At 41.7% G+C, this 23,603-nt stretch carries 21 protein-coding genes; 16 read left to right on the top strand and 5 right to left on the bottom strand.

Annotated features, from left to right (window positions below):
- Positions 1 to 3: 3 nt before the first annotated feature.
- Entirely contained in the window at positions 4 to 2,184 is a 2,181-nt protein-coding gene (gene priA, locus CWC28_RS05105; protein ID WP_138624834.1) for a primosomal protein N', read from the bottom strand.
- A 234-nt stretch (positions 2,185 to 2,418) separates the two neighbouring features.
- Between priA and rpmE the strand changes: the two genes are divergently transcribed.
- Both rpmE and CWC28_RS05095 read left to right on the top strand, forming a co-directional pair.
- A complete protein-coding gene (rpmE, locus tag CWC28_RS05100; protein WP_036973208.1) occupies positions 2,419 to 2,634 on the top strand; it encodes a 50S ribosomal protein L31 in 216 nt (71 codons plus the stop codon).
- A gap of 526 nt (positions 2,635 to 3,160) precedes the next feature.
- Positions 3,161 to 4,402: a malic enzyme-like NAD(P)-binding protein gene (locus tag CWC28_RS05095; protein WP_063699937.1), complete on the top strand. Its 1,242-nt coding sequence runs from the start codon at positions 3,161 to 3,163 to the stop codon at positions 4,400 to 4,402.
- Positions 4,403 to 4,504: 102 nt separating this feature from the next.
- Here CWC28_RS05095 and metJ read toward each other — a convergent pair whose 3' ends face one another.
- Complete coding sequence (metJ, locus tag CWC28_RS05090) at positions 4,505 to 4,825, bottom strand: met regulon transcriptional regulator MetJ (protein WP_063699935.1); 321 nt, start codon at positions 4,823 to 4,825, stop codon at positions 4,505 to 4,507.
- Positions 4,826 to 5,049: 224 nt separating this feature from the next.
- On the opposite strand from metJ, the gene metB reads away from it, so the two are divergent.
- On the top strand, positions 5,050 to 6,309 hold the full coding sequence (gene metB, locus CWC28_RS05085) for a cystathionine gamma-synthase (RefSeq protein WP_138624833.1): 1,260 nt from the start codon (positions 5,050 to 5,052) through the stop codon (positions 6,307 to 6,309).
- Positions 6,310 to 6,314: 5 nt separating this feature from the next.
- Positions 6,315 to 8,660 carry a bifunctional aspartate kinase/homoserine dehydrogenase II gene (gene metL / locus CWC28_RS05080; RefSeq protein ID WP_138624832.1) on the top strand — a complete coding sequence of 782 codons (2,346 nt, stop codon included), beginning with the start codon at positions 6,315 to 6,317 and terminating at the stop codon, positions 8,658 to 8,660.
- Between the two features lie 83 nt (positions 8,661 to 8,743).
- On the opposite strand, the gene CWC28_RS05075 is transcribed toward metL, so the two are convergent.
- Complete coding sequence (locus tag CWC28_RS05075; RefSeq protein WP_138624831.1) at positions 8,744 to 11,254, bottom strand: penicillin-binding protein 1A; 2,511 nt, start codon at positions 11,252 to 11,254, stop codon at positions 8,744 to 8,746.
- A 132-nt stretch (positions 11,255 to 11,386) separates the two neighbouring features.
- Here CWC28_RS05075 and CWC28_RS05070 point away from each other — a divergent pair, with 132 nt between their 5' ends.
- The 9 genes from CWC28_RS05070 (at position 11,387) to CWC28_RS05030 (ending at position 20,335) form a co-directional block, all read left to right on the top strand.
- Positions 11,387 to 12,466 (top strand): pilus assembly protein PilM, encoded by a 1,080-nt coding sequence (locus tag CWC28_RS05070; protein WP_063699931.1) that lies wholly within the window; start codon positions 11,387 to 11,389, stop codon positions 12,464 to 12,466.
- Complete coding sequence (locus CWC28_RS05065) at positions 12,454 to 13,026, top strand: PilN domain-containing protein (RefSeq protein WP_063699929.1); 573 nt, start codon at positions 12,454 to 12,456, stop codon at positions 13,024 to 13,026. The genes CWC28_RS05070 and CWC28_RS05065 overlap by 13 nt, the downstream gene beginning before the upstream one ends.
- A complete protein-coding gene (locus CWC28_RS05060) occupies positions 13,016 to 13,621 on the top strand; it encodes a type IV pilus inner membrane component PilO (RefSeq protein WP_063699927.1) in 606 nt (201 codons plus the stop codon). The genes CWC28_RS05065 and CWC28_RS05060 overlap by 11 nt, the downstream gene beginning before the upstream one ends.
- Positions 13,618 to 14,154 carry a pilus assembly protein PilP gene (locus tag CWC28_RS05055; protein WP_063699925.1) on the top strand — a complete coding sequence of 179 codons (537 nt, stop codon included), beginning with the start codon at positions 13,618 to 13,620 and terminating at the stop codon, positions 14,152 to 14,154. Before CWC28_RS05060 ends, CWC28_RS05055 begins: the two co-directional genes overlap by 4 nt.
- On the top strand, positions 14,141 to 16,234 hold the full coding sequence (locus CWC28_RS05050; protein WP_105174967.1) for a type IV pilus secretin PilQ: 2,094 nt from the start codon (positions 14,141 to 14,143) through the stop codon (positions 16,232 to 16,234). The genes CWC28_RS05055 and CWC28_RS05050 overlap by 14 nt, the downstream gene beginning before the upstream one ends.
- 179 nt (positions 16,235 to 16,413) lie before the next feature.
- Positions 16,414 to 16,932, top strand: a complete 519-nt coding sequence (gene aroK / locus CWC28_RS05045; RefSeq protein ID WP_036973192.1) for a shikimate kinase AroK — start codon at positions 16,414 to 16,416, stop codon at positions 16,930 to 16,932.
- Positions 16,933 to 16,959: 27 nt separating this feature from the next.
- Complete coding sequence (gene aroB, locus CWC28_RS05040; RefSeq protein ID WP_063699923.1) at positions 16,960 to 18,030, top strand: 3-dehydroquinate synthase; 1,071 nt, start codon at positions 16,960 to 16,962, stop codon at positions 18,028 to 18,030.
- Positions 18,030 to 19,439 carry an AAA family ATPase gene (locus CWC28_RS05035; RefSeq protein WP_138624830.1) on the top strand — a complete coding sequence of 470 codons (1,410 nt, stop codon included), beginning with the start codon at positions 18,030 to 18,032 and terminating at the stop codon, positions 19,437 to 19,439. The genes aroB and CWC28_RS05035 overlap by 1 nt, the downstream gene beginning before the upstream one ends.
- Before the next feature lie 53 nt (positions 19,440 to 19,492).
- Entirely contained in the window at positions 19,493 to 20,335 is an 843-nt protein-coding gene (locus CWC28_RS05030; protein WP_063699919.1) for a Dam family site-specific DNA-(adenine-N6)-methyltransferase, read from the top strand.
- Here CWC28_RS05030 and CWC28_RS05025 read toward each other — a convergent pair.
- Both CWC28_RS05025 and CWC28_RS05020 read right to left on the bottom strand, forming a co-directional pair.
- On the bottom strand, positions 20,307 to 20,492 hold the full coding sequence (locus tag CWC28_RS05025) for a DUF2970 domain-containing protein (RefSeq protein ID WP_138624829.1): 186 nt from the start codon (positions 20,490 to 20,492) through the stop codon (positions 20,307 to 20,309). The two genes, CWC28_RS05030 and CWC28_RS05025, sit on opposite strands and share 29 nt — an antisense overlap.
- A 5-nt stretch (positions 20,493 to 20,497) precedes the next feature.
- Positions 20,498 to 20,794 (bottom strand): hypothetical protein, encoded by a 297-nt coding sequence (locus CWC28_RS05020; RefSeq protein ID WP_063699915.1) that lies wholly within the window; start codon positions 20,792 to 20,794, stop codon positions 20,498 to 20,500.
- A 333-nt stretch (positions 20,795 to 21,127) separates the two neighbouring features.
- Between CWC28_RS05020 and rpe the strand changes: the two genes are divergently transcribed.
- Genes rpe through trpS form a run of 3 tightly spaced genes read left to right on the top strand, consistent with a single transcriptional unit; the run spans position 21,128 to position 23,532 of the window.
- Positions 21,128 to 21,814 carry a ribulose-phosphate 3-epimerase gene (gene rpe, locus CWC28_RS05015; RefSeq protein WP_138624828.1) on the top strand — a complete coding sequence of 229 codons (687 nt, stop codon included), beginning with the start codon at positions 21,128 to 21,130 and terminating at the stop codon, positions 21,812 to 21,814.
- The gene (locus CWC28_RS05010) at positions 21,811 to 22,476 is read left to right on the top strand and encodes a phosphoglycolate phosphatase (protein WP_063699909.1); all 666 of its coding nucleotides are present in this window, start codon (positions 21,811 to 21,813) and stop codon (positions 22,474 to 22,476) included. The genes rpe and CWC28_RS05010 overlap by 4 nt, the downstream gene beginning before the upstream one ends.
- 51 nt (positions 22,477 to 22,527) lie before the next feature.
- On the top strand, positions 22,528 to 23,532 hold the full coding sequence (gene trpS, locus CWC28_RS05005; RefSeq protein ID WP_054552798.1) for a tryptophan--tRNA ligase: 1,005 nt from the start codon (positions 22,528 to 22,530) through the stop codon (positions 23,530 to 23,532).
- Positions 23,533 to 23,603 lie beyond the last annotated feature (71 nt).

Genomic DNA, 23,603 nt, shown 5'->3' with positions numbered 1-23,603 from the left:
CCTTTAAATCATATCTATAGGATCAACATCTAAGCTCCAACGCACCTTTTGCGCTAATTTACTGGTGCTTATATAGTCGACCATTTGCGCTAAATATTGGTGTAAGTGGGAGCGTTCCTGCGCCTGAATATGTAATTGAAAGCGATATTTACCTGCCACACGTTCCAGTGGCGCAGGTATCGGACCGAGCAATTGTATACCAGATATGTTCTGGACAGGAACCAAATCAGTTAAAAAATCCACCACTTGATTAATGTTATGCCCTTCTGCACGCACAATGGCCATATTGGTGATTGGAGGTAGTTGGGCATCTTCTCGTTCTGTCAGTGCATAGCGGGCAAAATCCTGATAGCCATTGTTTACTAAGTCTTGCAGTAGCGGGTGCTCAGGAAAGTGCGTTTGTAATAATACTTGCCCAGGTTCACCACTGCGACCAGCACGACCAGCCACCTGCGTGACAAGTTGCGCTAAATGCTCGGTTGCACGAAAGTCGCATGAATATAAACCACTGTCGACATCTAAGATCAAAACAAGGCTAACATCAGCAAAGTGGTGGCCTTTTGCTAACATTTGCGTACCAACAAGAATGCGGGCACCGCCTTGATTGATATCATCAAGGGCTTTTTCTAAGCTGCCTTTACGACGAGTTGAATCTCGGTCGATACGACTAATTGGAATATCAGGGAAGGTTTGCGTTAAAAACTCTTCGATTTGCTCTGTGCCTTTACCATTAGGGAAAATCTGTGTGCTACCGCAATCAGGGCACTGATGAGGCACTTGATGTTGCTCACCGCAGTGATGACATATCATCTGGCCAATGGCTTTATGAAAGGTTGCACTGGTGCTACAACGTGAGCACTCACTTAGCCAACCACACTCATGACATATAAGAGTAGGTGAAAAACCGCGACGGTTTAAAAACACCATCACTTGCTTACCACGTTCTAAATGCTGGCGCATATAGGCGAGGCTAGCATGGGCAATACCTGCTTGCTCAGGTTGCCCTTTCATGTCCATTAATTGGAACTGGTTAGCTGTGCTGGTTTGGGCCCGCTCAGTAAGACTCAATAACTGGTATTTGTTATTTATTGCTTTATGTAAGGTTTCAAGTGCTGGCGTGGCACTGCCTAAAACCAGCGGGATATTATGCTGATATGCTCTATAAGCGGCTAAATCTCTGGCATGATAACGTAATGTGTCTTGCTGCTTAAATGAGCTGTCGTGCTCTTCATCAACAATGATCATACCAAGTGATAAAAAAGGTAAGAAAATACTCGAACGTGTGCCGATCACTATGGCACAGCTGCCTTTTTCACAGAATCGCCAAGTTTGTAAGCGTTCGTTATCTGTTAGAGCTGAGTGCCATAGCATAATCGGAGTATCGGGAAAGCGGCGACGAAAACGGTTGACCGTTTGTGGCGTTAAGCCAATTTCAGGCACTAATACTAAGGCTTGTTGGCCTTTTTTAAGTACTTCTTCAAGGCATTGTAAGTAAACTTCGGTTTTACCACTACCGGTGACACCTTCAAGTAAAAAGCTAGTAAATCCGATGGCTTGATTAATGCTGGTACAAGCAACAGCTTGTTCTTTATTAAGGACGGGTTTGTCACCCACCGTTGGCGCGCGCTGCTGCCACTGATTATCATGCTCGATAAACTGGGTGATTAGTTCTTTATCGAGCAGGCTATCGATGGTTTTTTTTGTAAATCCAAGTGCTTTTAATTCGGTAACCGATGACTTGCCCGATTCGGCTAACTGCTTTAATAAACTTAACTGGGTTTTTGCTTTTAGTGACGGAAGTTTTGCCCCTTTATCAGTTAATTCAACCATATTAATGCTGGTTTTATCTGGGCATTCGCCTTGTCTTAATGCAGCCGGAAGCGCTGTATGAATGGTCTCGCCCAATGGATAACAGTAGTAACGAGCAGTAAATTTCAGGAGTGCTAAATGCTGAGCCGATAAAACTGGGGTCTCGTCTATGATATCGATAATCGGCTTTATTTTGTCAGCAGGTACATCTGTTGATGTTTTTAATGCCAGGACCACCGCTACCTTTTTTTGACTACCAAATGGTACTCGAACGCGCATGCCAGGCTTTAACTCAGGGCTATGCAGCAGCTGTTCAACTTTATAATCGAAGGTACGCTGTAAAGGGACTTTTATGGCAACTTCTACAAAGTGCATAACAACTCAACTGAAACAAAGATAGGAAGATAATGTACTAAAATTACAGTTAAAAACCTACCAACAAATTACTGAACAACCAGTCATTTGATTAATTTTTTAGCGAAAGATGCATTTAAAGCTTGTCGCAAGGTCGCTTGAGCTATAAAATACGCGGCCTATTAATTGTATTAACTGCGTATGGTGCCAGACTTCGGGTTTGGAGAGCGATACGGCCTTAACTAGAGGTTCCCTATGAAAGAAGGTATTCACCCTAAGTACGAAGCTATCACTGCAACTTGTTCATGTGGTAACAAATTCGAAACTAGCTCAACTCTTTGTAAAGACATCCACTTAGACGTATGTTCTGAGTGTCACCCGTTTTACACTGGTAAGCAAAAGATTTTAGACACTGGCGGCCGTGTTGATCGTTTCAACAAGCGCTTCGGTGCACTTAGCAGCAAGAAGTAATTTCTGCTGTTTTGTTAAAAGAAGCACCTTAGGGTGCTTTTTTTATGCCTAAAATTCTTAACACTGCCACTCACTCGCTCATCATCTTCACTTGTGTATCTTGCATAACTATTTCTGGCTGTTATGCCCATTATGTCGCTAATTTTGCAGACAAAGTGCCACCCCTTGGCTATATTCTTTTTTGTATAAACTTTCATAAAAGTTATTAAAAATAATAAATTTAAATAACTTTGTGAGTAAATGCTGTGAACTTCGTTGAAATGGCTGTTTTGGGCTAATTTCGGCTAATTGCAGTGTACGTGCGTATAAAATACAAAAACACGTGCTTAAAAGGTCATAAATAGGTGAATTTTTATGTCTGATTAATCGCAACTATGCGCAGAAATTGTTGGGAAATCCTTTAAAATTAAGCGATATAGCATATAACAGGATAGACCTGATAATACTTGGAATTTTTATACATTACAGGTATCGTACTGATGCAAGCTCTCTCACTTTTTAACTTTTTGCAGGATACTATCGCGTTATGTCAGATTTTCGTGAACAAGCATTACATTACCACGCTCACCCCGTTCCAGGTAAAATTAGTGTTGAACTAACCAAGCCAGCCGAAACGGTTAACGATCTCGCTTTAGCTTATAGCCCAGGTGTGGCTGAACCAGTCCGTGAAATTGCTGCCGATCCAGCAAATGCCTATAAATACACAGGTAAAGGCAACATGGTTGCGGTTATTTCAAACGGTACCGCAATTCTAGGTTTAGGTAACTTAGGCCCGCTTGCATCAAAACCTGTAATGGAAGGTAAAGCGTTACTATTCAAACGTTTTGCAGGCCTTGACTCAATTGATATTGAAGTTAAACACCGCACAACAGAAGATTTCATCAATACGGTTGCAAATATCGCTGATACGTTTGGTGGTATCAACCTAGAAGATATTAAAGCTCCTGAGTGTTTTGAAATCGAAAAAGCACTTATTGAACGCTGTAGTATCCCAGTTTTCCACGATGACCAACACGGTACAGCGATTGTTACTGCGGCAGGTATGCTTAATGCCCTTGAAGTTCAAGGTAAAGATATCGAAGATGCCATCATCGTGTGTTTAGGTGCTGGTGCTGCAGCCGTTGCCTGTATGGAACTACTTATTAAGTGTGGCGCACTGCGTGAGCATATCTATATGCTTGACCGTAAAGGTGTGATCCATACTCGTCGTGATGACTTAAATGAGTACAAGCAATTATTTGCTAACAACACTGATAAACGTACGTTGCAAGACGTTATTGCTGATGCCGATGTATTTGTAGGTGTATCGGGTCCTAACTTATTAACTGCTGATGATCTTAAATTGATGGCAGACAAGCCTGTGGTGTTTGCATGTTCAAACCCTGATCCTGAGATCGCACCAGCGCTTGCACACAGTGCACGTAATGATTTAATTATGGCAACGGGTCGTTCAGATTATCCTAACCAAGTTAACAATGTACTGTGTTTCCCGTTTATTTTCCGCGGTGCGCTTGATGTGCGTGCAACAGCAATTAATGATGAAATGAAGATTGCTGCCGTACACGCTATTCGTGGTATCGCAAAAGAGCCAGTACCAAGTGAAGTATTAAAAGCAGCGGGCGTTGAGTCGCTTGAGTTTGGTGCTGAGTACATTATTCCTAAGCCAATGGATCCGCGTCTTTTACCACGTATTGCACGTGCTGTTGCTGAAGCGGCTATAGAGTCGGGCGTGGCGCAAATCGACATGCCAGAAGATTACATGCGTTAAACTTAATTAGCTCTATTAGCTATAACGCGCAATAAAAAACTCAGCCAAGGCTGAGTTTTTTTATGTCTGTGATTATCGGCAGTTATCCGATGGCCGAAATACTTATTCTGAATCAAGCACTGGGATTTCTAACCCCATTTCTTGCATAATTCTTTTAACTTCTTCAGGTACCTTTTCAGGGTTGTCTTTACGAAGGTCGTCATCATTTGGTAATGGTTGACCTGTAAAAGCATGTAAGAAAGCTTCACACAATAACTCACTGTTCGTCGCATGACGCAGGTTATTGATCTGGCGGCGTGTACGCTCGTCAGTTAATACTTTTAATACGTTAAGTGGGATCGATACGGTAATCTTTTTTACTTGTTCTGATTTTTTACCGTGTTCTGCATATGGGTGAATGTATTCACCGTTCCATTTAGCCATAAGTTGTTTCGTTGCCTCGGTTGTCAGTGATTTACGCCTTATTCACAGCGCAAGATGCGGAAATTCTATCGCTTTAAAAAAGATAGTCAAATACTAGTTATTTAGCCATCTAGTGGTGTAAATGTATAAACTTCTATGTGTGAGCGATAAATGCTTTGACTTCTCATATTTGATCATCTAACCTTTTAGACGTCTAAACATCCAATTAAAGAATAGGTGATGAAATGAGCGAAAAAAATAAAGCGACGATTGCTGTTCGTCACGGCATCGAAGCCGATAAACATCATGGTGCGGTTGTGCCACCTTTATACTTATCAACCACCTATTCATTTGCTGACTTTGATACTAAGCGCCAATATGACTATGGCCGCAGCGGTAACCCAAATCGCGACATTTTAGCTGAAACCTTAGCTGAGCTTGAAGGTGGCGAAAAAGGCATTATCACTGCTACTGGTATGTCAGCAGTACACTTAGCGACCCAATTATTAAACAGTGACGATACCTTAGTGATCCCACATGACTGTTATGGCGGTAGCTATCGTTTATTCACCTCGCTTGAAAAACGTGGTCTATTAAAACTAAGAGTATTGGATTTAACGAATACAGATAATCACCAAGAAATTTTGGCGATTAAACCTAAGCTGATTTGGATTGAAACGCCAAGTAACCCAATTTTGCGTTTAACAGACATTAAAGCAATCACTCGCATCGCTAAGCAGTGCGGTGCTTTGGTTGCGGCTGATAACACCTTCTTATCACCTGCATTACAAAACCCAATTGAGTTTGGTGTTGATATTGTTGTGCACTCAACCACGAAATACATCAATGGTCACTCTGATGTAGTTGGCGGTGCGGTGATTGCTGCAACGCAAGAGCTAGGTGATGAGCTGGCTTGGTGGGCAAATAACATCGGGATTACTGGTGCGCCATTTGACAGTTACTTAACGCTTCGTGGTTTACGTACTTTAAATGTGCGTTTAAAGCAGCACCAAGAAAATGCCTTTGCTATTGCTGAGTATTTAGAAAACTCTCCTTATGTAAGCCAAGTTTATTACCCGGGTCTTGCTTCTCACCCGCAGCATGAGCTTGCTAAAGCACAGCAACGCGGTTTTGGTGGTATGGTGAGCTTTGATATTAAAGGCGACATTAACGATGCAGCAGCGTTTTTAACTAGCCTTAAAGATTTTAGCCTTGCTGAGTCACTAGGTGGGGTAGAAAGTTTGATTTGTCACCCTGCAACAATGACACACGCAGGCATGGAGCCTAAAGCGCGTCTTGAAGCCGGTGTAGGCGATACGCTGATCCGTATTTCTGTAGGCATTGAAGACGTAAAAGATCTCATTGCAGATTTAGACCGTGTATTCAATTTAGTTAAGCCTGGTCAAGGCCAACAAGTTACAAAGGCGGCTGTAGAGCAAACACAGCAAGATACACAGCAAAACGCGTCATTCAAGTTAACGCCAGCACATACGGCATTGTGGTAGAAGAAATGGTAAATATTGTTCATAAATTTGGTGGCTCAAGCTTAAGCTCAGCAGATCGTTATCATGCGGTAGCGAACATTGTTTTAGCGAATACAGAGCAGGGCGACTGCATCGTTGTGTCGGCATCGGGTAAAACAACCGATACCCTAGTGAAGCTATGGCAAAGTTACCAGCAGCAAGATAGCCAAGCTGTTAGCGATATTCTACTGCTTATTGATAACAACCAACGCGCTTTAATTGAGCAGCTACTCACAGGCCAGAATAAACAACAGGCGTTAGCACAGCTAAAAGATGAGCTTGCTGTTTTAAATGAATTAATTAGTCAGCAACAGTTACTTGAAGCCCCTTTACTTGCACATGGTGAAGTGTGGTCAGCACGTTTGTTAGCCGCTTACTTAAATCAGTTAGGTGTCGCTGCGCAAGATGTTGATGCAAGGCAGCTATTTACTTTAAATGATGGCCAGCTTTTACATCAAAAAAATCAGCAGCAATGCACAAGTGCAATAAGTAAATCGCATATCAACGTAGTAACGGGCTTTATTGCCGCAGATTGCCAAGGTAATACGGTAACTTTAGGCCGTAATGGCAGTGATTATAGCGCCACGTTACTGGCCAGTTATACTTTTGCCAAGCAAGTGTCTATCTGGACAGACACGCAAGGTGTATTCAGCACTGATCCTCGTAAAGTTAAAAATGCGGTTAAATACGCCAAGGTATGCCGTGAGCAAGCTAACCTATTAGCGCGCTTGGGCAACCCAGTATTACATGCAAAAACCTTGTCACCGCTAAAAGAAACAGAGATCAAACTTGTGGTTAGAAGTAGCTTTGATTGCGATGCAACGCCAACCGAAGTAGTTAAAGAAGGTTATAGCAAAGCGAAACGGTTTATTACGACCTTAGATAACATCGATTTATTACGGGTTGATAAACTAAGTGGTGGTGAAGTTGGTGAATTAAGCCAGTTAATTCAACACAGCCTGCATCACTTTGTTAAAGAGGGCGATACCTACTTATTAGTGCCTGGTCAAAGTACTCATCAGGTTGTGAGCCATTTAGCGGGCCGTGCAAATATTGTTGAGTCTAATTTAAGTGGTTGTGCAGTGGTAGCACCAACTGCTGATGTTAGTGTTCTTGCAGAGCAAGCAACAGCGCTTTTAAAAGAGCAAAGCATTCATCCACGCTTTGTACAGCAAGACGATAACTATGTGTTGATCTTAAATGATCAGGCAATTGATAGTGACGTTTTGACTTTATTACATGACAAGTTGGTAAACAAAGGCCAAGAGTTGGCCATTATAGTTGCTGGCCTTGGTAATGTAGGCGAAGTGTTCTTAGCGCAGCTCCAAGCTCAGTTTGCTCGTTTATCAGCTCAGTACAAGGTAAAAGTGGTTGCTCTTCTTCGTTCACAGCAAATGCTTTTTAGTGCTAGCGGTTTAAATACCGAAACATGGCAAGAGCAGTGGCATAACGAAGCGCAAAGCTACGACAAGGCAGAATTATTAGCACGTATCAATGAACTTGATTATGAGCATAAAGTGGTGATTGATATCACTGCCAGTGAGGCGTTCAGTCAGTTATACCCTGACTTTGTTGAACTTAACTGTCATTTGATCAGTGCAAACAAATATGCGGGTACTGCCGCGCATAGTTGGTATCAAAACTTACGTACTAATTTAGCTGAGCGAAATCTACTATGGCGCTACAACACCAGTGTAGGCGCAGGTTTACCGATTAACTTTGCTTTAGCTGATTTACAAAATAGTGGTGACAGTATTAACCGTATTGAAGGGGTATTCTCGGGTACTTTATCGTGGTTATGTAGCAGTTACGATGGGAGTGTGCCGTTTTCAGATTTAGTGCTTCAAGCTCAGCAAATGGGTTATACAGAGCCAGATCCTCGTGAAGATTTATCTGGCCGCGATATGCAGCGTAAACTGCTAATTTTAGCGCGTGACTTAGGCCTAGATTTAGAGCTTGATGACATTGCTTTAACACCTCTAATGCCAGAAGCGTTGGCAGCAGGTAGCTGGCAAGATTTTCTTGCAAACAAACAGCTGCTCGATGAATTCATGACAGAAAAAGCAGCCCAAGCTGCAGCTCAAGATAAAGTAGTGCGCTACACAGGCGCAATTACACTCGTTGATGGCAAGGTTCAGGCGCAAGTTGGTTTAGTTAATGTTGGCAAAGATGATGTATTAGCAAGCCTTAAACCGGGCGATAACATCTTTGTTATTAATTCACAGTGGTATACAGACAATGCATTAGTGATCCAAGGCCCTGGAGCAGGTAAAGAAGTCACTGCGGCTGGGGTTCATTCAGACCTGTATTGGCTGGTAAATAACCTAAAATAATTTTGCTGATCTTAGTTTAAATAGCTAAGCAAAAAGCGCCCCAAGGGCGCTTTTTTATTGTTTCAAAATAGCAACTCAGTTATTTAGAATAACTCTTCCTCTGTGCTGAGCTTTTCTTCAAACACGTCAGTAGGCTGTGCAAGTACATATTTAGTTGGTGCAGTGCCTTTAATGAAGTACTCAAAACGGCTGGTGTAGTCATTTTTGTGACTCAATAGACCTGTCTCTAAGTCGATACGTACTGATACGAGTCCTTCAGGGAGTTCAATCGGTGCTTCAGGCATGCCATCAAGCGCTGCTCGCATAAAGTCGACCCATGCAGGCTGCGCTGTTTTAGCGCCTGACTCTGCGCCCGAAATCTGAGATTTATCGAGGTTGTTATTGTAAGTTGAACGACCAAGCGTGATGCCTGGATTATCAAAACCAACCCATACAGAGGTAAGCACATTACGATTGAAGCCACTAAACCAAGTATCGACAGAATCATTGGTGGTACCTGTTTTACCTACTAGATCGCGACGATCCAATGCTTGAGCTCGCCAACCCGTACCGCTCCAACCGGTTTTGTGAGTCCAGCTACCGCCACCCCAAATCGCACTGTGCATAGCTTGTGAGATCAAGAATGCATTTTGTTTTGAAATAATTCGCGGTGCACAACGAGGCGCATTAGTTACAGCTGTATCAGTGATGTTTAGCTGATTATTATCAAGTGATGCAAACTCAGGAGTAATTGCTGGTTGTGGTGCATCACAGGCAAGTTCTGGTTCTGTTTTAAATAACACAGTGCCTGCTGAATCCTGAATCTCAGAGATAAAGTAAGGCTTAATTAAGTGGCCGCCATTGGCAAAGGTACTCATTCCTCGTGCTAGCTCAAGAGGGGTGATTGAGGCACTACCAAGAGCTAATGACTCGCTGCGGTTAATATCACTATTTAAAAAGCCAAATTTAAGCAGGTGATCGGCTGTACGCTCTAAACCCACACCGCGTAATAAGCGCACTGAAATAACGTTTTTCGATTGCGCTAATGCTCGGCGGATACGAATAGGGCCATTATAAACCGCCGGGCTGTTCTTCGGACGCCATGCCACACCTTGGCTTTTATCCCATTGGTTGATTGGCGCATCGTTAAGAATTGAAGCGAGTGTGTAACCGTTTTCAAGCGCTGCCGAATAAATAAAGGGTTTAATGTTTGAACCTACTTGGCGTTTTGCTTGTACGGCACGATTGTATTGGCTTTGTTCAAAACTGTATCCACCGACAATCGCTTTAATACGACCATCTTGTGGGTCAAGAGACACAAGAGCACTTGATGCTTCAGGAACCTGGCTTAATATGTAGCTTTCATCCGCATTTTTGCGAAGCCAAATTTGCGCGCCTTCGGTTAGGATGTCAGCCGCTGTTTTTGGTGCGAAGCTTTGACGGTAACGGGTAATATATTTGCGAGCCCATTTTAAGCCATCCCACTCAACAGTAACTTGTTCGCCGCTTTTTAATAGCACATCAATTGATTGCTCAGCGACATTAGTGACAACACCCGCTAATAGTGGGCCAAACTCTTTAACGTCTTTAAGTTTATTTAAAATGTCTTCTTGGCTAAGCGGGCTTTCGCTCTCGGTATCCCACAATTGTGCAGTTGCACCACGGTAACCATGACGCATATCGTATGCATGAAGGTTATCAACAATGGCATCTTGCGCGGCTTGTTGAATGTTCGAATCAACACTGGTGTAAACTTTAAAACCCGTATTATAAGCACGCTCATGACCGTAGCGTTTAACCATTTCAGCGCGAACCATCTCAGAAATATAAGGTGCATATACTTCAATTTCAGCGCCATGGAATTTAGCTGTAATTGGTGCGTTGATAGCCTCTTCATATTCGCTTTGAGTGATGTACTTTTCTGTAAGCATACGCCCTAGTACAACGTTACGGCGGGATTTGGCTCGTACAGGGTTGCGAATTGGATTAAGTGCTGATGGGGCTTTTGGTAGACCCGCAATCATCGCCATTTGCGCTAAGGTTAGTTCATTTAGGTCTTTACCATAATACACCTGTGCAGCAGCACCGATACCAAAAGCGCGGTTACCTAATTCAATTTTATTCAAATATAATTCGAGGATTTCGTCTTTACTTAATATACTTTCGATATGAAGAGCGATGAAGATCTCTTTGACCTTACGAATGTATGCTTTTTCTCGGGTTAAGAAGAAGTTACGGGCAAGCTGCATGGTTATAGTACTTGCGCCTTGTTTCTTTTCACCGGTAGATATGAGTACAATGGCTGAACGCACGATACCAATTGGATCGATACCGATATGCTCGTAAAAACGGTTATCTTCTGTTGCTAATATTGCATTGATTAATGGTTGGGGTATTTGATCTATTGTAACGGGAATGCGGCGTTTTTCACCGAATTGGTTAATCAATAATCCATCACGTGAGAATACCTGCATAGGTGTCTGTAACTGAACGTCTTTTAGAACCTGTACGCTAGGAATATCAGGTTTGACGTAATAGTATAGACCAACTAAAGTGATTAGTCCTAAAAATGAGCAGATGATAATAAATTGTAAAGTTCGCTTTAATAAAATCACTTATATTTTCCCTAAATGGACTCCCAATTAGAATCGGAGACTGCTAGTATATATTGATTAAAAAATGAATAATATTTTTTCAGATAAAAATTATAACTTGTTTATTATTAAAACAAAGGCCAAGTTGCAAACATGCTAAGTCAGCTATTTAAAAAGCCTTCATCTATGATGGTAGGAATCGACATCGGATCGCACTGTATAAAAGCAGTGCTGTTGCAAGAGACAGACGCAGGTTTGCGGCTTGAAGCGTTAGCTATTGAACCTATGCCAAAAGGCGCTATGTCTGAACGTTCCATACAAGACATAGAAGCGATAGGTAATGTTATCGCTAAACTAAAAAGAAAAATTCCTAAATCAGTTCAAACCGCAGCTGTAGCCGTTTCAGGCCAAACGGTAATTACGAAAGTGATTTTTATGGATGTATCATTAACAGATGCTGAATTAGAGTCACAAATAGCAATAGAAGCTGATAGTTTAATCCCATATCCACTCGATGAGGTTAACATTGACTTTGAAAAGTTGGCTATCAACGAAGCTGATCCAAGTAAAGTGAATGTACTGCTCTCTGCCGCTCGAACTGAAAGTGTGCAAGCGCGAGTAGGTGCCTTAGAAACTGCCAACCTAAAAGCAGCGGTTGTTGATGTTGAAAGCTATGCACTGAGCCGTGCGATGGATGTTTATTACCAACAACTGCCAAGTGATGCTTTTAACAAGTGTGTTGCTGTTGTTGATATTGGTGCTGTGCTGATGCTTGTGAGCGTTGTGCAAGAAGGTGAAACAATTTACACCCGTGACCAAGTGTTTGGTGGTGACCAATACACAAATAGCATTGTTGCATACTACAACAAGAGCTTTGATGAAGCTGAAATTGGTAAAACGACGGGTGACTTACCACCAAATTATACTTTTGAAGTATTAGCTCCATTCCAAACGTCACTGCTACAGCAAGTTAGACGCGCAGTGCAAATGTTCTTAACGACCAGTGGTAAAGATCAAGTTGATTACATTGTACTCACTGGTGGTACTGCTATGATCGAAGGCTTAGATAGGCTCCTAATTGAAGAGCTAGGCATTCACACTGTTGTTGCAGAGCCATTTGCTAACATTGAAATTTCGCCAAAGATTGATCGCAATATGTTGCAGCGTCACCGCACTCAATTTGCGATAGCCACAGGATTGGCATTAAGGAGCTTTTCACCATGCCACATATAAATCTGCTGCCTTGGCGCGAACAACATAGAAAAGACTCACAAAATAAGTTCGTTACCGTGCTATTTGGCGTTGTTGTCGTTAGCTTCTTAAGTATGTATTTACTAAGCTCTTTTTATGGCGGCTTGCGTGATGGACAAAACGTGAAGAACAATTTCTTAAATACTGAAATTGCATTATTGAACCAACGTATTCGTGAGATAAACGAACTCGATAAGAAAAAAGAAAACTTACAGCAACGTATGCGCCTCATCGAAGAGTTACAAAGTAACCGTAACTTAGGGACGCAAATTATGGATGAGGTCGCTAATATTGTTCCTGCCGGAGTTTATTTAACCAAGCTTGAACGCCGTGATGATCGTATTCATGTAATCGGTCGCAGTGAGTCTAATAACCGCTTATCAACTATGCTGCGTCAAGTACAAGGCTCATATTTGTTAGAGCGTCCTATTATGCAAGGCATTGTTGCTGGTGAACAAACGTCAAGATTATTGAGTGACTTTAATATGGATTTTTACGTTAAACCATTTGATCAGATAGGTGAGGCACGCAATGAACCTTGATATCAAAGCGTTAACTGAAATAGATTGGAATGAAATAGAGCTCGAAAATATGGGCGATTGGCCCATTGCTGTTAAGGCTTTGTGCTGTGCGTTTGTGGCTGCGCTGGTTTTATACTTTAGCTACAGCTTATTAGTGTCTGACGAAATAGCCAGTTATCACAGTGCGGTAGCGAAAGAGACAGAACTACGCAAAACTTATAAAGAAAAATATGCCATTGCGAGTAACTTAGAAATATATCGCCAGCAAATGGTTGAGATGGAAGATAAGTTTTCACAGCTATTAAAGCGCTTACCAACCTCAAACGAAACACCAGGCTTGTTGGACGATTTATCTTATGTTGGTACCACCAGTGGTTTAACATTTTTAAAAATTGGCTGGTTACCTGAAGTTGAAAAAGAGTTTTATACAGAGCTGCCGATTAAAATTGAAGTGGTAGGCACGTATCATGAGTTTGGTGAGTTTGTAGGTAAAGTTGCTCAATTACCTCGTATTGTGAGTTTACACGACTTTACTATTCAAACCCTGGGTGATGGTGAACTCACTTTCAGTGTTGTTGCTAAGACTTATCGTTATGAAGGGGGAGCTAAAAAATGAAGAAACTTCCCTTAATTATTGCCATGACTATTGTGCTAAGCGCGTGTAATGACGATACTTCAGAACAAAAAGAGTTTATTGATCAAGTAAAAGCGAGTACAACGCCTAAAGTTGAACCGATACCAGAGATCACAAAGTTTGAGCATTTTGCATATAGTGCTGGAAAATTACGCAGCCCGTTTGTGGCACCAAAGCCGGAAATTATCCAAAACAACTTAGTACAAGTTAAAAACTGCTTACACCCAGATCCTAATCGTGTTCGTCAACCACTTGAGAAGTACCCATTAGATAACCTAGTTATGCAAGGGACTATTGGCCGTGTTGGCAACAATTGGGCGCTGATTAAAGCAGCAGACAATACGCTCTATCGCGTCACTGTGGGTAATTATATTGGTCTGTACCATGGTGAAATTAAAGAAGTGCACGACAATTATATAGAATTATTAGAATTAATCCCGGATGGGGCTGGTTGTTGGAAGGAACGCCTGACTAAGCTGGAAATGTTAGAGGCGGAAACAAATGGTGCAAGTTAATCTTATGAAAGGTAAAAAGAAGATGCATAAAGGAATGGCTTGGTTAAAACACATGCATAAATTCATGTTAGCTGCATTAGCCTTAATCGTAGCACAGACGGCAATTGCCGCCCCTTTACTGTATGACGTACGTTATAACCCATTAATGAAAGGTGAAACACAGTTACAGCTGGTGTTTGATGAAGCGCTAACATTTGAACCTAAGGTTCAGGTTTATAATTCGCCAGCACGTATCGAAATGCTTTTCAGTAATGTGGGTGTGGATAATGAAGTACGCGATGTTCCAGTTAACCAAGCAGGCATTAAGCATGTAACCAGCACCTTGACCGCTGATGGTTTGAAGGTTGTTGTTAACTTAGACAAACTGAAAATCTATAAAACTTCAGCGAAAGACAACATTGTTACTTTGCATGTTTCAGATAACCCAATTACGAGCGAAGACAGTGCCAGTGGTTTGACAGCATCAAATAACTTTATCAATACAGTTCAGTCGATTGATTTTCGTCGCGGCGAAAAAGGTGAAGCACGTCTTTTAGTCTTCTTACAAGATACACAAGCTGCAATTGATGTGCATGAAAGTGGCGGCAAAATTATTGCAGAGTTCCACCACACAGATATTTTAGACGATTTATTGTATCAATTAGATGTCATGGACTTTGGCACCGTTGTTAGTAATATCGAAACCTTCAAAGAAGGCAATATGACGCGCATCGTGGTTGAACCAAATGCAGCGTTCAAGTTTACTCATCAACAAATTGAAAACATCTTTACACTAACCGTTGAAAAAGATGATACGCAGCGAGCTTACCTTGATGGCGGCATTGAATATCAAGGTCGCCCAATGAGTCTTAATTTCCAAGATATTCCAATTCGCTCTGTGCTACAGATTATTGCAGGCTATAACGAGTTTAACTTAGTAACTAGTGACTCAGTCACAGGCAATATCACGCTGCGCTTAGATGGTGTACCTTGGGATCAGGCACTTGATGTCGTGCTTAAAATTAAAGGTCTTGATAAGCGTATGGACGGTACTATTTTGATGGTTGCACCATCAGAGGAGCTTGCCGCTCGTGAAGCGAAGGAGCTTAAAGCTAAACAACAAGTTGAAGATTTAGAGCCGTTATACAGCGAATATATCCGTCTTAACTATGCTAAAGCTGAAGAATTTGCAGACTTATTGAAAACAGACACCAACAGCATTATTTCTGCGCGAGGTAGTGTGTCTGTTGATAAACGTACTAATACATTACTGATTAAAGACACAGCGAAAAGCATTGAAAGCGTGCGCCGTATGGTGGAAACCCTAGATATTCCTGTTAAACAAGTGGTCATTGAATCACGTATGGTGACAGTGAATGATAACGTGCAAGAAGACTTAGGTGTTCGCTGGGGGATTAGCGATGTGGGCAGTGACGGTGCTATCTCTGGCACATTAGAAGGTGCTGGTGGCATGGTCGGCGCGGGTTCATACGATAATATTCCAAGCTTGTCTGACCGATTAAATGTTAACTTACCGGTTTCAAGCCCTGCGGGTAGCATTGGTGTACAAATTGCTAAATTGGCCAATGGCACTATCTTAGATTTAGAGTTAAGTGCTCTTGAAGAAGAAAACCGCGGTGAGATTATCGCAAGTCCACGTATCACCACAGCGAATCAACAAAAAGCCCGCATTGAGCAAGGCACAGAGATCCCGTACGTTGAAGCTGCATCAAGTGGTGCAACAACAGTAACGTTCAAAAAAGCGGTATTAAGTTTAGAAGTAACACCACATATCACGCCAGACAACAAGGTCATTCTGGATCTTGTGATCACGCAAGATACCCGTGGTGATACGGTACAGACACCAACGGGTTCAGCGGTGGCGATTAATACTCAAGAAATCCAAACACAAGTATTAGTAGAAAATGGCCAAACTGTGGTGCTTGGTGGTATCTTCCAGCAGCAAATCGTTAACTCAACTAAGAAAGTACCTCTGTTAGGTGATATTCCTTACTTAGGTGTATTGTTCAAAAGCACCAGTGAATTTAACGAGAAAAAAGAGCTGCTAATCTTTGTTACACCAAAAATTCAAATCGATTAAGTGATTTTTTCTTAAGCAACGAGCAATTTGCATGTTTAATTGCTCGTTATCTGGCTTTTTATGCTAATTGACTTGAAATACCCAAGCAATTACTGAGATAATCCCCTCCTTAATTTTGGGGCCAGGTCGTTAGGCGGGGTTTTATTTCAAATTTTAGAGTTCGTTTGTACTAAAAAGATATGGCTGAGAAACGTAATATATTTCTAGTGGGCCCTATGGGGGCTGGCAAAAGCACAATTGGTCGTCACATTGCTGACCAATTACACCTTGAATTTTTCGATTCAGATCAAGAGATCGAGCGTCGTACTGGAGCAGACATTGCTTGGGTATTCGATCTTGAGGGTGAAGAGGGCTTTCGACTTCGTGAAGAAACTGTAATTTCAGACCTAACTGAGATGCAAGGTATTGTTCTTGCAACAGGTGGTGGTTCTGTGATCAGTAAAGAAGTACGTAACAAGCTATCTGCTCGTGGTATTGTTGTATACCTAGAGACACCAATCGAAAAGCAAGTTGCACGCACACAGCGCGACAAGCGTCGCCCATTATTGCAAACAGAAGAAGCACCGCGTGATGTACTAGAGCGCTTAGCTGAAGAACGCGAACCGTTATACAAAGAAGTTGCTGATTTTGTTGTCCGCACTGATGAGCAAAGCGCGAAAGTTGTTGCTAATCAAATCATCGAGAAATTAGATTTTTAAAAACCAATAATAAAAAGGAAACTAGCTATGCTTGAATTAACAGTTAATTTGGACGAGCGAAGTTATCCTATTTATATTGGTCAATCTGCTCTTAAAGAGACTGGTCGGCTGCGTGAGCACATCGGCGATTGTCGACCAATCATTATCACTAACGACACCATTGCACCTTTATATCTTGATGATGTAATGACGTCGTTAGCTGATCTTAACCCGTTATCTTTTATTATCCCTGATGGTGAGCAATACAAATCACTTGAGTGGTTTGAAAAGATTTCGGCGTTCTTACTTGAACATAACTGTGGTCGCGATACGTGCCTTATTGCATTAGGCGGTGGTGTTGTGGGTGACCTCACAGGTTTTGTTGCTGCATGTTATCAACGTGGCGTGCCTTTTATTCAAGTACCAACTACCTTGCTCTCGCAAGTTGACTCATCAGTAGGTGGTAAAACGGCAGTAAACCATCCGCTTGGTAAAAACATGATTGGTGCTTTTTATCAGCCGCAAGCAGTATTTATCGATACACAGTCTCTTCATACATTGCCAGAGCGTGAATTCGCAGCGGGCATGGCTGAAGTTATCAAGTATGGCCTCATTTACGACACAGAATTATTTGCTTACCTTGAGCAAAATATTGCCAACCTTAAATCACTCGACGAGCAAACATTACAGCACGTAATTTACCGTTGTTGTGAAATCAAGGCCTTAATTGTTGCACAAGATGAAAAAGAAGCAGGTTTACGCGCATTACTAAACCTAGGGCACACCTTTGGTCATGCGATTGAAGCGCAAATGGGTTACGGTAACTGGTTACACGGCGAAGCTGTTGCGGCAGGTATGGTACTTGCAGCACGTCTAGCCCATACCCGTGGTGATTTAACCGCAGCTGAACTTGAGCGCGTCGTTAAATTGATTGCAGATTATGACTTACCTGTTGATATTCCAGCAGAAATGACCAGCGAGCAATTTTTAACGCACATGCGTAAAGACAAGAAGAATAAGAAAGGCACGATACGCTTTATTCTTCCTACCCAATTTGGTCAATGTGCGCTGGTAAGTGATGTTACTGATCAGCAGGTTTGTGATTTAATAGCGCGCTAATGCAATCGCAAATATTGCCTAGCCGTGCTGCGCTAGTTGATCGAATCGCTCTGCAGTTTGAATATGGGCAAAATCTAATTTGCTTGCTTGGCCCGTCAGGCCTTGGTAAAAGCTATTTATTAGAAACCTTCATTACTGATAAATACCACAACTTTAATAAAGCGTTTGTTCAGTTGTCTGGAAAAATGACTGACCAGCAGTTTATGACTGAATTGCTAGAACAAAGCTTTAGTAACCCGCTGATTGATCACGCTTTAAGTTTGTCTGAAAATTTCTATCAACTCTATAAACAACAACCTTGTGGTGATTGTTTATGGGTGATTGATGGAGGCCGTCATTTATCGGAAGAGTTAATTCAGCAATTAGAAATTCTTGCTAAGCAAAGCCCAAGCACGTTATATATATTGATTGCATCACAATCGGTTGGGCAATTTAGCCAAGCCGTCGAGATCCACCTTGAAGCGCTAAATATAAGTGAAAGTAAACAGCTCATGCGTTGGTTTTTCGATAGCCTCCCTGTGGAAGAAGATCCTGTTTTTCGCACTTTCTTACAAGAGGCGCATGGTAATCCTGCCTTATTACTTGCATGGCAACCAGAACAACAAACCGCAGACATTCGCGCACCCGAAAAAAGCTATAAACTGCTTTATTTAATTTTGCTCTTAATCACAACCATGCTGCTTATTATTGGCTTTCTATATAAAGCAGACATGACCGAGTGGTGGAAAGCGCACTACCAGCAAGATACAACGAGCACTGTGGCAACCGCATTACCTGCAGAAGCGGTAATTAATGGTCCAGTAGAAAGCAAAGAGCTAGCTTCGGAGCACGCTCAAGGTGAGTCTCAAGCCGAGCAGCAAGTTACCAATCATGATGCTGTCGACACGACTCAAGCTGCTAATGTGCCGGTTGATAACTCTGTAATAGAAAACCGTGAAAAAGAAAGTCATAACAATAATGTCGCTGCGATTGTAGATAGCCTATTACCTGCAGAGCAAGTAGCAGAAGAGACTGATCAGCCAACGCCTGATGAAGTAGCGACAGCCATCATGAGTAACGCTGAGCCAATTGCAGACGAGGTAACTGAATCAGAACCTCAGCAGTCGTTAGTGGGTAACGCGTGGTATTTAACTCAGCCAGATGACAATTTTGTAATCCAATTACTTGCGGTGACTAAGCAAGAGATCAGCGATAAGTTTATTAATGAAAATGGCTTGCAAGGGCAGGTAAAGACTTACCAAAGTTTACGTAACGGTAAGCCGTGGTGGATTGTCACTTATGGCAGTTATAGCACACTCAATGACGCGAAGAAGGGCGTAACAACACTTTCTGATAATGTGCGTAAAAATCAGCCGTTTTATAAAAAAATAAGTAAAATTAAACAAGAAATCGCTTCACTAAATCAGTAAATTAAAACTGATTAGTGTAAAATCGCGCAACACCGAATTGAAGTTAAGAGCAGATGCAGCAAAAGACCAGAGCCTTCCTTAAATGGGCGGGTGGAAAATACAGCCTAGTTGAAGATATTCATACCCGCTTGAAGCAAGCGAGTGTGGATGCTGACACCTTAGTTGAACCTTTCGTTGGTGCTGGCTCTGTATTCCTTAATACGGATTTTAAGCATTATATTTTAAACGATATCAATGCGGATCTGATCAACCTTTACACTGAGCTTAAACGCACGCCTGATGAGTTCATCAGTGATGCAAAAAAGTTGTTTGTAGAGCTCAATAACCATCCTGAAGCCTATTATGAGTATCGTGTTCAATTTAATCAGAGCAGCGATGTGTATGAGCGAGCGATTTTATTTTTATATATGAATCGTCATGGCTATAACGGTTTGTGTCGTTACAATCTAAAAGGTATTTTTAATGTGCCTTTTGGTAAATATAAGCGCCCGTACTTTCCTGAAAAAGAAATGCATTTCTTTGCTGAAAAAGCACAGCAAGCAACCTTTACCTGTTTAGGTTATGACGAGGTGTTTAAGCTTATTCCTGAAAACGCAGTAGTGTATTGCGACCCACCTTATGTACCGCTGAGTAAAACGGCATCATTTACTTCCTACGCTAAAGGCGGCTTCAATTTAGATGATCAAGCTAACTTGGCTAATTTAGCTGAGCAAGCGGCATTCGAAAATAACACGCCGGTGCTTATTTCTAACCATGATACTGTATGGACTCGTAAAATCTATAGCCAAGCATCACTGGATGAAATTCAGGTAAAACGCACGATTAGCCCGAAGGGAGGTTCACGTAATAAAGTGAATGAGCTAATGGCTATGTATTTAGCACCAAAGAAACGGTGAAATAAATCGCTGCTACAAACAGGCTGAATAACACCAGGGCAATGATGATAATTGTACTGAGCGAATGCTCTTTGAAATCAGCTTGACGCTTGTCTTCTGATTGCACACCAAAAAATGCCGCGAAGACACTTTGTAATGCACTAATGAATTTGTTCATGCGATTTAGAACTTAGAACCTAAACCGCTAACTTTCTTTGATTCTTCGTTACTTGTTAATAGTTCAAGTAAATCAAGGTAATGGAATTGAGCGCTGCGGCTATCACCCGTTAACCAAGAAAACCATCCTGTTTCTTGTTCTGCTTTCATACATTGAGCAGAAGATGATGATGCGCTAACTGTGTTGCACGAGCAACCAGACGCCACTGCTAAAAAGTCGTCTTCATCAGCCGATGAAAAAGATACAAACGCAGCAACAGAAAGTGCGGACGCGATTAAGATCCCTATTTTAAAAGCACGCATGAGAATAACCCTTGTTTGTGTTATTTAGACAAGCATACATAACAATTGCTCAAATAACAAACTTAATTACTGCTGAATTAAATAAAAATTTAATAAAATTAACCCTTTAAAGTAAATTTTATGTTTATATTTTGTTTCATATGCATGTATTGTTACATCTTGATTAATAGAGTTTTAGCTCAACTTTTGATTAATTCACCTTAAATTCAATAGGCTAAAAGGATTAGCTTCTCTCTATCGCATTCTAACAACCTGCTGTGGTGTTTTAATCAGCTGTCGATTGGGTTACATTATGCGCTCTTCTTGCAGTCGCAAATTATGATGGAATCTCTCATGTTGGAAACATTACAAAAGTATTTAATAGCCCCTTCTATTTTATCAGCTGACTTTGCCCGTTTAGGTGAAGATGTTGATCGTGTATTAGCAAGTGGGGCAGACGTTGTACATTTTGATGTAATGGATAACCATTATGTGCCAAACCTAACTTTTGGCCCGATGATTTGTAAGGCACTGCGCGATTACGGTGTCACAGCACCGATTGATGTGCATCTTATGGTGAAACCTGTCGATCGCCTAATTCCCGACTTCGCTGAAGCGGGCGCTTCTATTATTAGCTTTCACCCTGAAGCAAGTGAGCATATTGACCGTACCTTACAGCTTATAAAAGTCAGCGGTTGCCAAGCAGGGCTTGTATTTAATCCTGCGACCAGCCTTAGCTACCTTGAGCATGTGCTCGATAAAGTTGATGTGGTGCTATTAATGTCGGTTAACCCTGGTTTTGGTGGTCAAAGTTTTATTCCGCATACGCTCGAAAAGCTTCGCCAAGCGCGTAAAATTATTGATGATTCAGGTCGTAATATTCGACTAGAGGTTGACGGTGGTGTTGGTGTTAATAACATTGCTGAAATTGCAGAAGCGGGCGCTGATATGTTTGTTGCTGGCTCTGCAATTTTCAATCAACCAGATTACAAAGCCGTTATCGATGCGATGCGTAGCGAACTGGCAAAGGTTGAATCATGAAATACGATGCAGCATTTTTTGATTTAGACGGCACCCTAGTCGACAGTGTTTATGATTTATATATTGCGATGAACCTGACTCTTACTGACTTAGCGTTTCCGGTTGTTACGCAGAAGCTAGTTGAAAGCTGGGTCGGTAATGGTATAGAAACACTTGTTAAACGTGGTTTGAGTGGCGATATGCAAGTTAGTGAGCATTTAGATGAAGCCCTTGCTGAGCGTGCAATTAAGTTATTTTATCAGCACTATGACCAAGTTGTAGGTGACTATAGTGCGCTTTATCAGCATGTAGAAACAGGGCTTGCCGCACTTGCTGGTATTCCTAAAGTGGTGATCACCAATAAGGCGCGCCGTTTTACCGAAAAGTTACTTGATAAACTGTCACTGACCAGCCATTTTCAGTTTATTGTCTGTGGCGATGATATGGCTAAGAAACCTTCACCAGAACCATTGCACTTTGCTTGTCAGCAATTAGATGTTAGCCCTGAAAAAGCGGTTATGATTGGCGATTCAAAAAGTGATATTTTGGCAGCAAAAGCTGCAAATGTTGACGTTGTCGCGCTTGGTTATGGCTATAACCAAGGTGAAAACCTCGCTGATTTCAATCCAGAGTACCTCTGCGAGAATTTCTTAGATATAATACCCGTTCTTACCCAAAGGTAAGTGCATTTTAATTTCGTCTTTTTAGTTTAGTAAAAAATATAAAGGAACATCATGAGTAAACCAGTAGTGTTAAGTGGCATTCAGCCAACCGGTGGTATGACAATAGGCAACTATGTTGGCGCTATTAACCAGTGGCTTAAGCTACAGGAAGACCACGAAAGTTTCTTTATGTTAGTTGATTTACATGCCATTACGGTACGCCAAGATCCAGAGCAATTACGTTCGCGCGTTCTTGACGGTATTGCGCTATATGCTGCATGTGGTATCGATCCAGAGAAAGCGGCGTTATTTGTACAATCTCAAGTACCAGAACATGCACAGCTAAGCTGGGTATTAAACTGTTACGCGCAAATGGGTGAGCTTAATCGTATGACGCAGTTCAAAGATAAGTCATCTAAGCATGCGAATAACGTGAATGTGGGTTTATTCTCTTACCCAGTGCTGCAAGCAGCTGATATCTTGTTATATCAAGCAGATCAAGTGCCAGTGGGTGAAGATCAAAAGCAACACCTTGAATTAACACGTGATATCGCAACACGTTTTAACAACCTATACGGTGACGTGTTCAAACTACCTGAGCCGTACATTCCTGAGTTTGGCGCACGTGTAATGAGCTTACAAGATCCGCTGAAGAAAATGTCTAAGTCAGATGAAAATCCAAACGGTTACATCATGTTATTGGATGAGCCGAAGAAGATTGAAAAGAAACTGAAAAAAGCAGTAACCGATTCAGACGAGCAAGCGCGTATCTACTTTGATCGTGAAGAAAAACCAGGTGTATCTAACCTACTTACTTTATTATCAGTTGCAACTAAGCGCTCAATTGAAGACTTAGTACCTGAATATGAAGACAAAATGTATGGTCACCTGAAAAAAGACACCGCAGCAGCGGTTGTGAATATGATTGAGCCAATCCAAGCGCGCTTTAAAGAGATTCGTGAAGATCAATCATTGCTTGATAGCATCATGAAATCAGGTGCTGAAAAGGCGAGTATTCGCGCTGAGAAAACATTAAAAGCTGTGTACGATGCGGTAGGTTTTATCCCTCGCCCGTAATCTTTCAGCAAATAATTGAAATAAAAATACCGCTATAAAGCGGTATTTTTTTAGCTATTAAAAACTAAGCA

Origin of the sequence: Pseudoalteromonas sp. S4492, from assembly GCF_005886115.1 — a bacterium.
GTDB classification, from domain to species: Bacteria; Pseudomonadota; Gammaproteobacteria; order Enterobacterales; family Alteromonadaceae; genus Pseudoalteromonas; species Pseudoalteromonas gelatinilytica.
Note: the sequence above shows the minus strand (reverse complement) of the source record. Positions and strands in the feature narration are given on the sequence as shown.

Excerpts from the sequence above, each read along its gene's own strand:
- priA (WP_138624834.1), bottom strand. The coding sequence starts at position 2,184 with ATGCACTTTGTAGAAGTTGCCATAAAAGTCCCTTTACAGCGTACCTTC.
- rpmE (WP_036973208.1), top strand. The coding sequence starts at position 2,419 with ATGAAAGAAGGTATTCACCCTAAGTACGAAGCTATCACTGCAACTTGT.
- CWC28_RS05095 (WP_063699937.1), top strand. The coding sequence starts at position 3,161 with ATGTCAGATTTTCGTGAACAAGCATTACATTACCACGCTCACCCCGTT.
- metJ (WP_063699935.1), bottom strand. The coding sequence starts at position 4,825 with ATGGCTAAATGGAACGGTGAATACATTCACCCATATGCAGAACACGGT.
- metB (WP_138624833.1), top strand. The coding sequence starts at position 5,050 with ATGAGCGAAAAAAATAAAGCGACGATTGCTGTTCGTCACGGCATCGAA.
- metL (WP_138624832.1), top strand. The coding sequence starts at position 6,315 with ATGGTAAATATTGTTCATAAATTTGGTGGCTCAAGCTTAAGCTCAGCA.
- CWC28_RS05070 (WP_063699931.1), top strand. The coding sequence starts at position 11,387 with ATGCTAAGTCAGCTATTTAAAAAGCCTTCATCTATGATGGTAGGAATC.
- CWC28_RS05065 (WP_063699929.1), top strand. The coding sequence starts at position 12,454 with ATGCCACATATAAATCTGCTGCCTTGGCGCGAACAACATAGAAAAGAC.
- CWC28_RS05060 (WP_063699927.1), top strand. The coding sequence starts at position 13,016 with ATGAACCTTGATATCAAAGCGTTAACTGAAATAGATTGGAATGAAATA.
- CWC28_RS05055 (WP_063699925.1), top strand. The coding sequence starts at position 13,618 with ATGAAGAAACTTCCCTTAATTATTGCCATGACTATTGTGCTAAGCGCG.
- CWC28_RS05050 (WP_105174967.1), top strand. The coding sequence starts at position 14,141 with ATGGTGCAAGTTAATCTTATGAAAGGTAAAAAGAAGATGCATAAAGGA.
- aroK (WP_036973192.1), top strand. The coding sequence starts at position 16,414 with ATGGCTGAGAAACGTAATATATTTCTAGTGGGCCCTATGGGGGCTGGC.
- aroB (WP_063699923.1), top strand. The coding sequence starts at position 16,960 with ATGCTTGAATTAACAGTTAATTTGGACGAGCGAAGTTATCCTATTTAT.
- CWC28_RS05035 (WP_138624830.1), top strand. The coding sequence starts at position 18,030 with ATGCAATCGCAAATATTGCCTAGCCGTGCTGCGCTAGTTGATCGAATC.
- CWC28_RS05030 (WP_063699919.1), top strand. The coding sequence starts at position 19,493 with ATGCAGCAAAAGACCAGAGCCTTCCTTAAATGGGCGGGTGGAAAATAC.
- CWC28_RS05025 (WP_138624829.1), bottom strand. The coding sequence starts at position 20,492 with ATGAACAAATTCATTAGTGCATTACAAAGTGTCTTCGCGGCATTTTTT.
- CWC28_RS05020 (WP_063699915.1), bottom strand. The coding sequence starts at position 20,794 with ATGCGTGCTTTTAAAATAGGGATCTTAATCGCGTCCGCACTTTCTGTT.
- rpe (WP_138624828.1), top strand. The coding sequence starts at position 21,128 with ATGTTGGAAACATTACAAAAGTATTTAATAGCCCCTTCTATTTTATCA.
- CWC28_RS05010 (WP_063699909.1), top strand. The coding sequence starts at position 21,811 with ATGAAATACGATGCAGCATTTTTTGATTTAGACGGCACCCTAGTCGAC.
- trpS (WP_054552798.1), top strand. The coding sequence starts at position 22,528 with ATGAGTAAACCAGTAGTGTTAAGTGGCATTCAGCCAACCGGTGGTATG.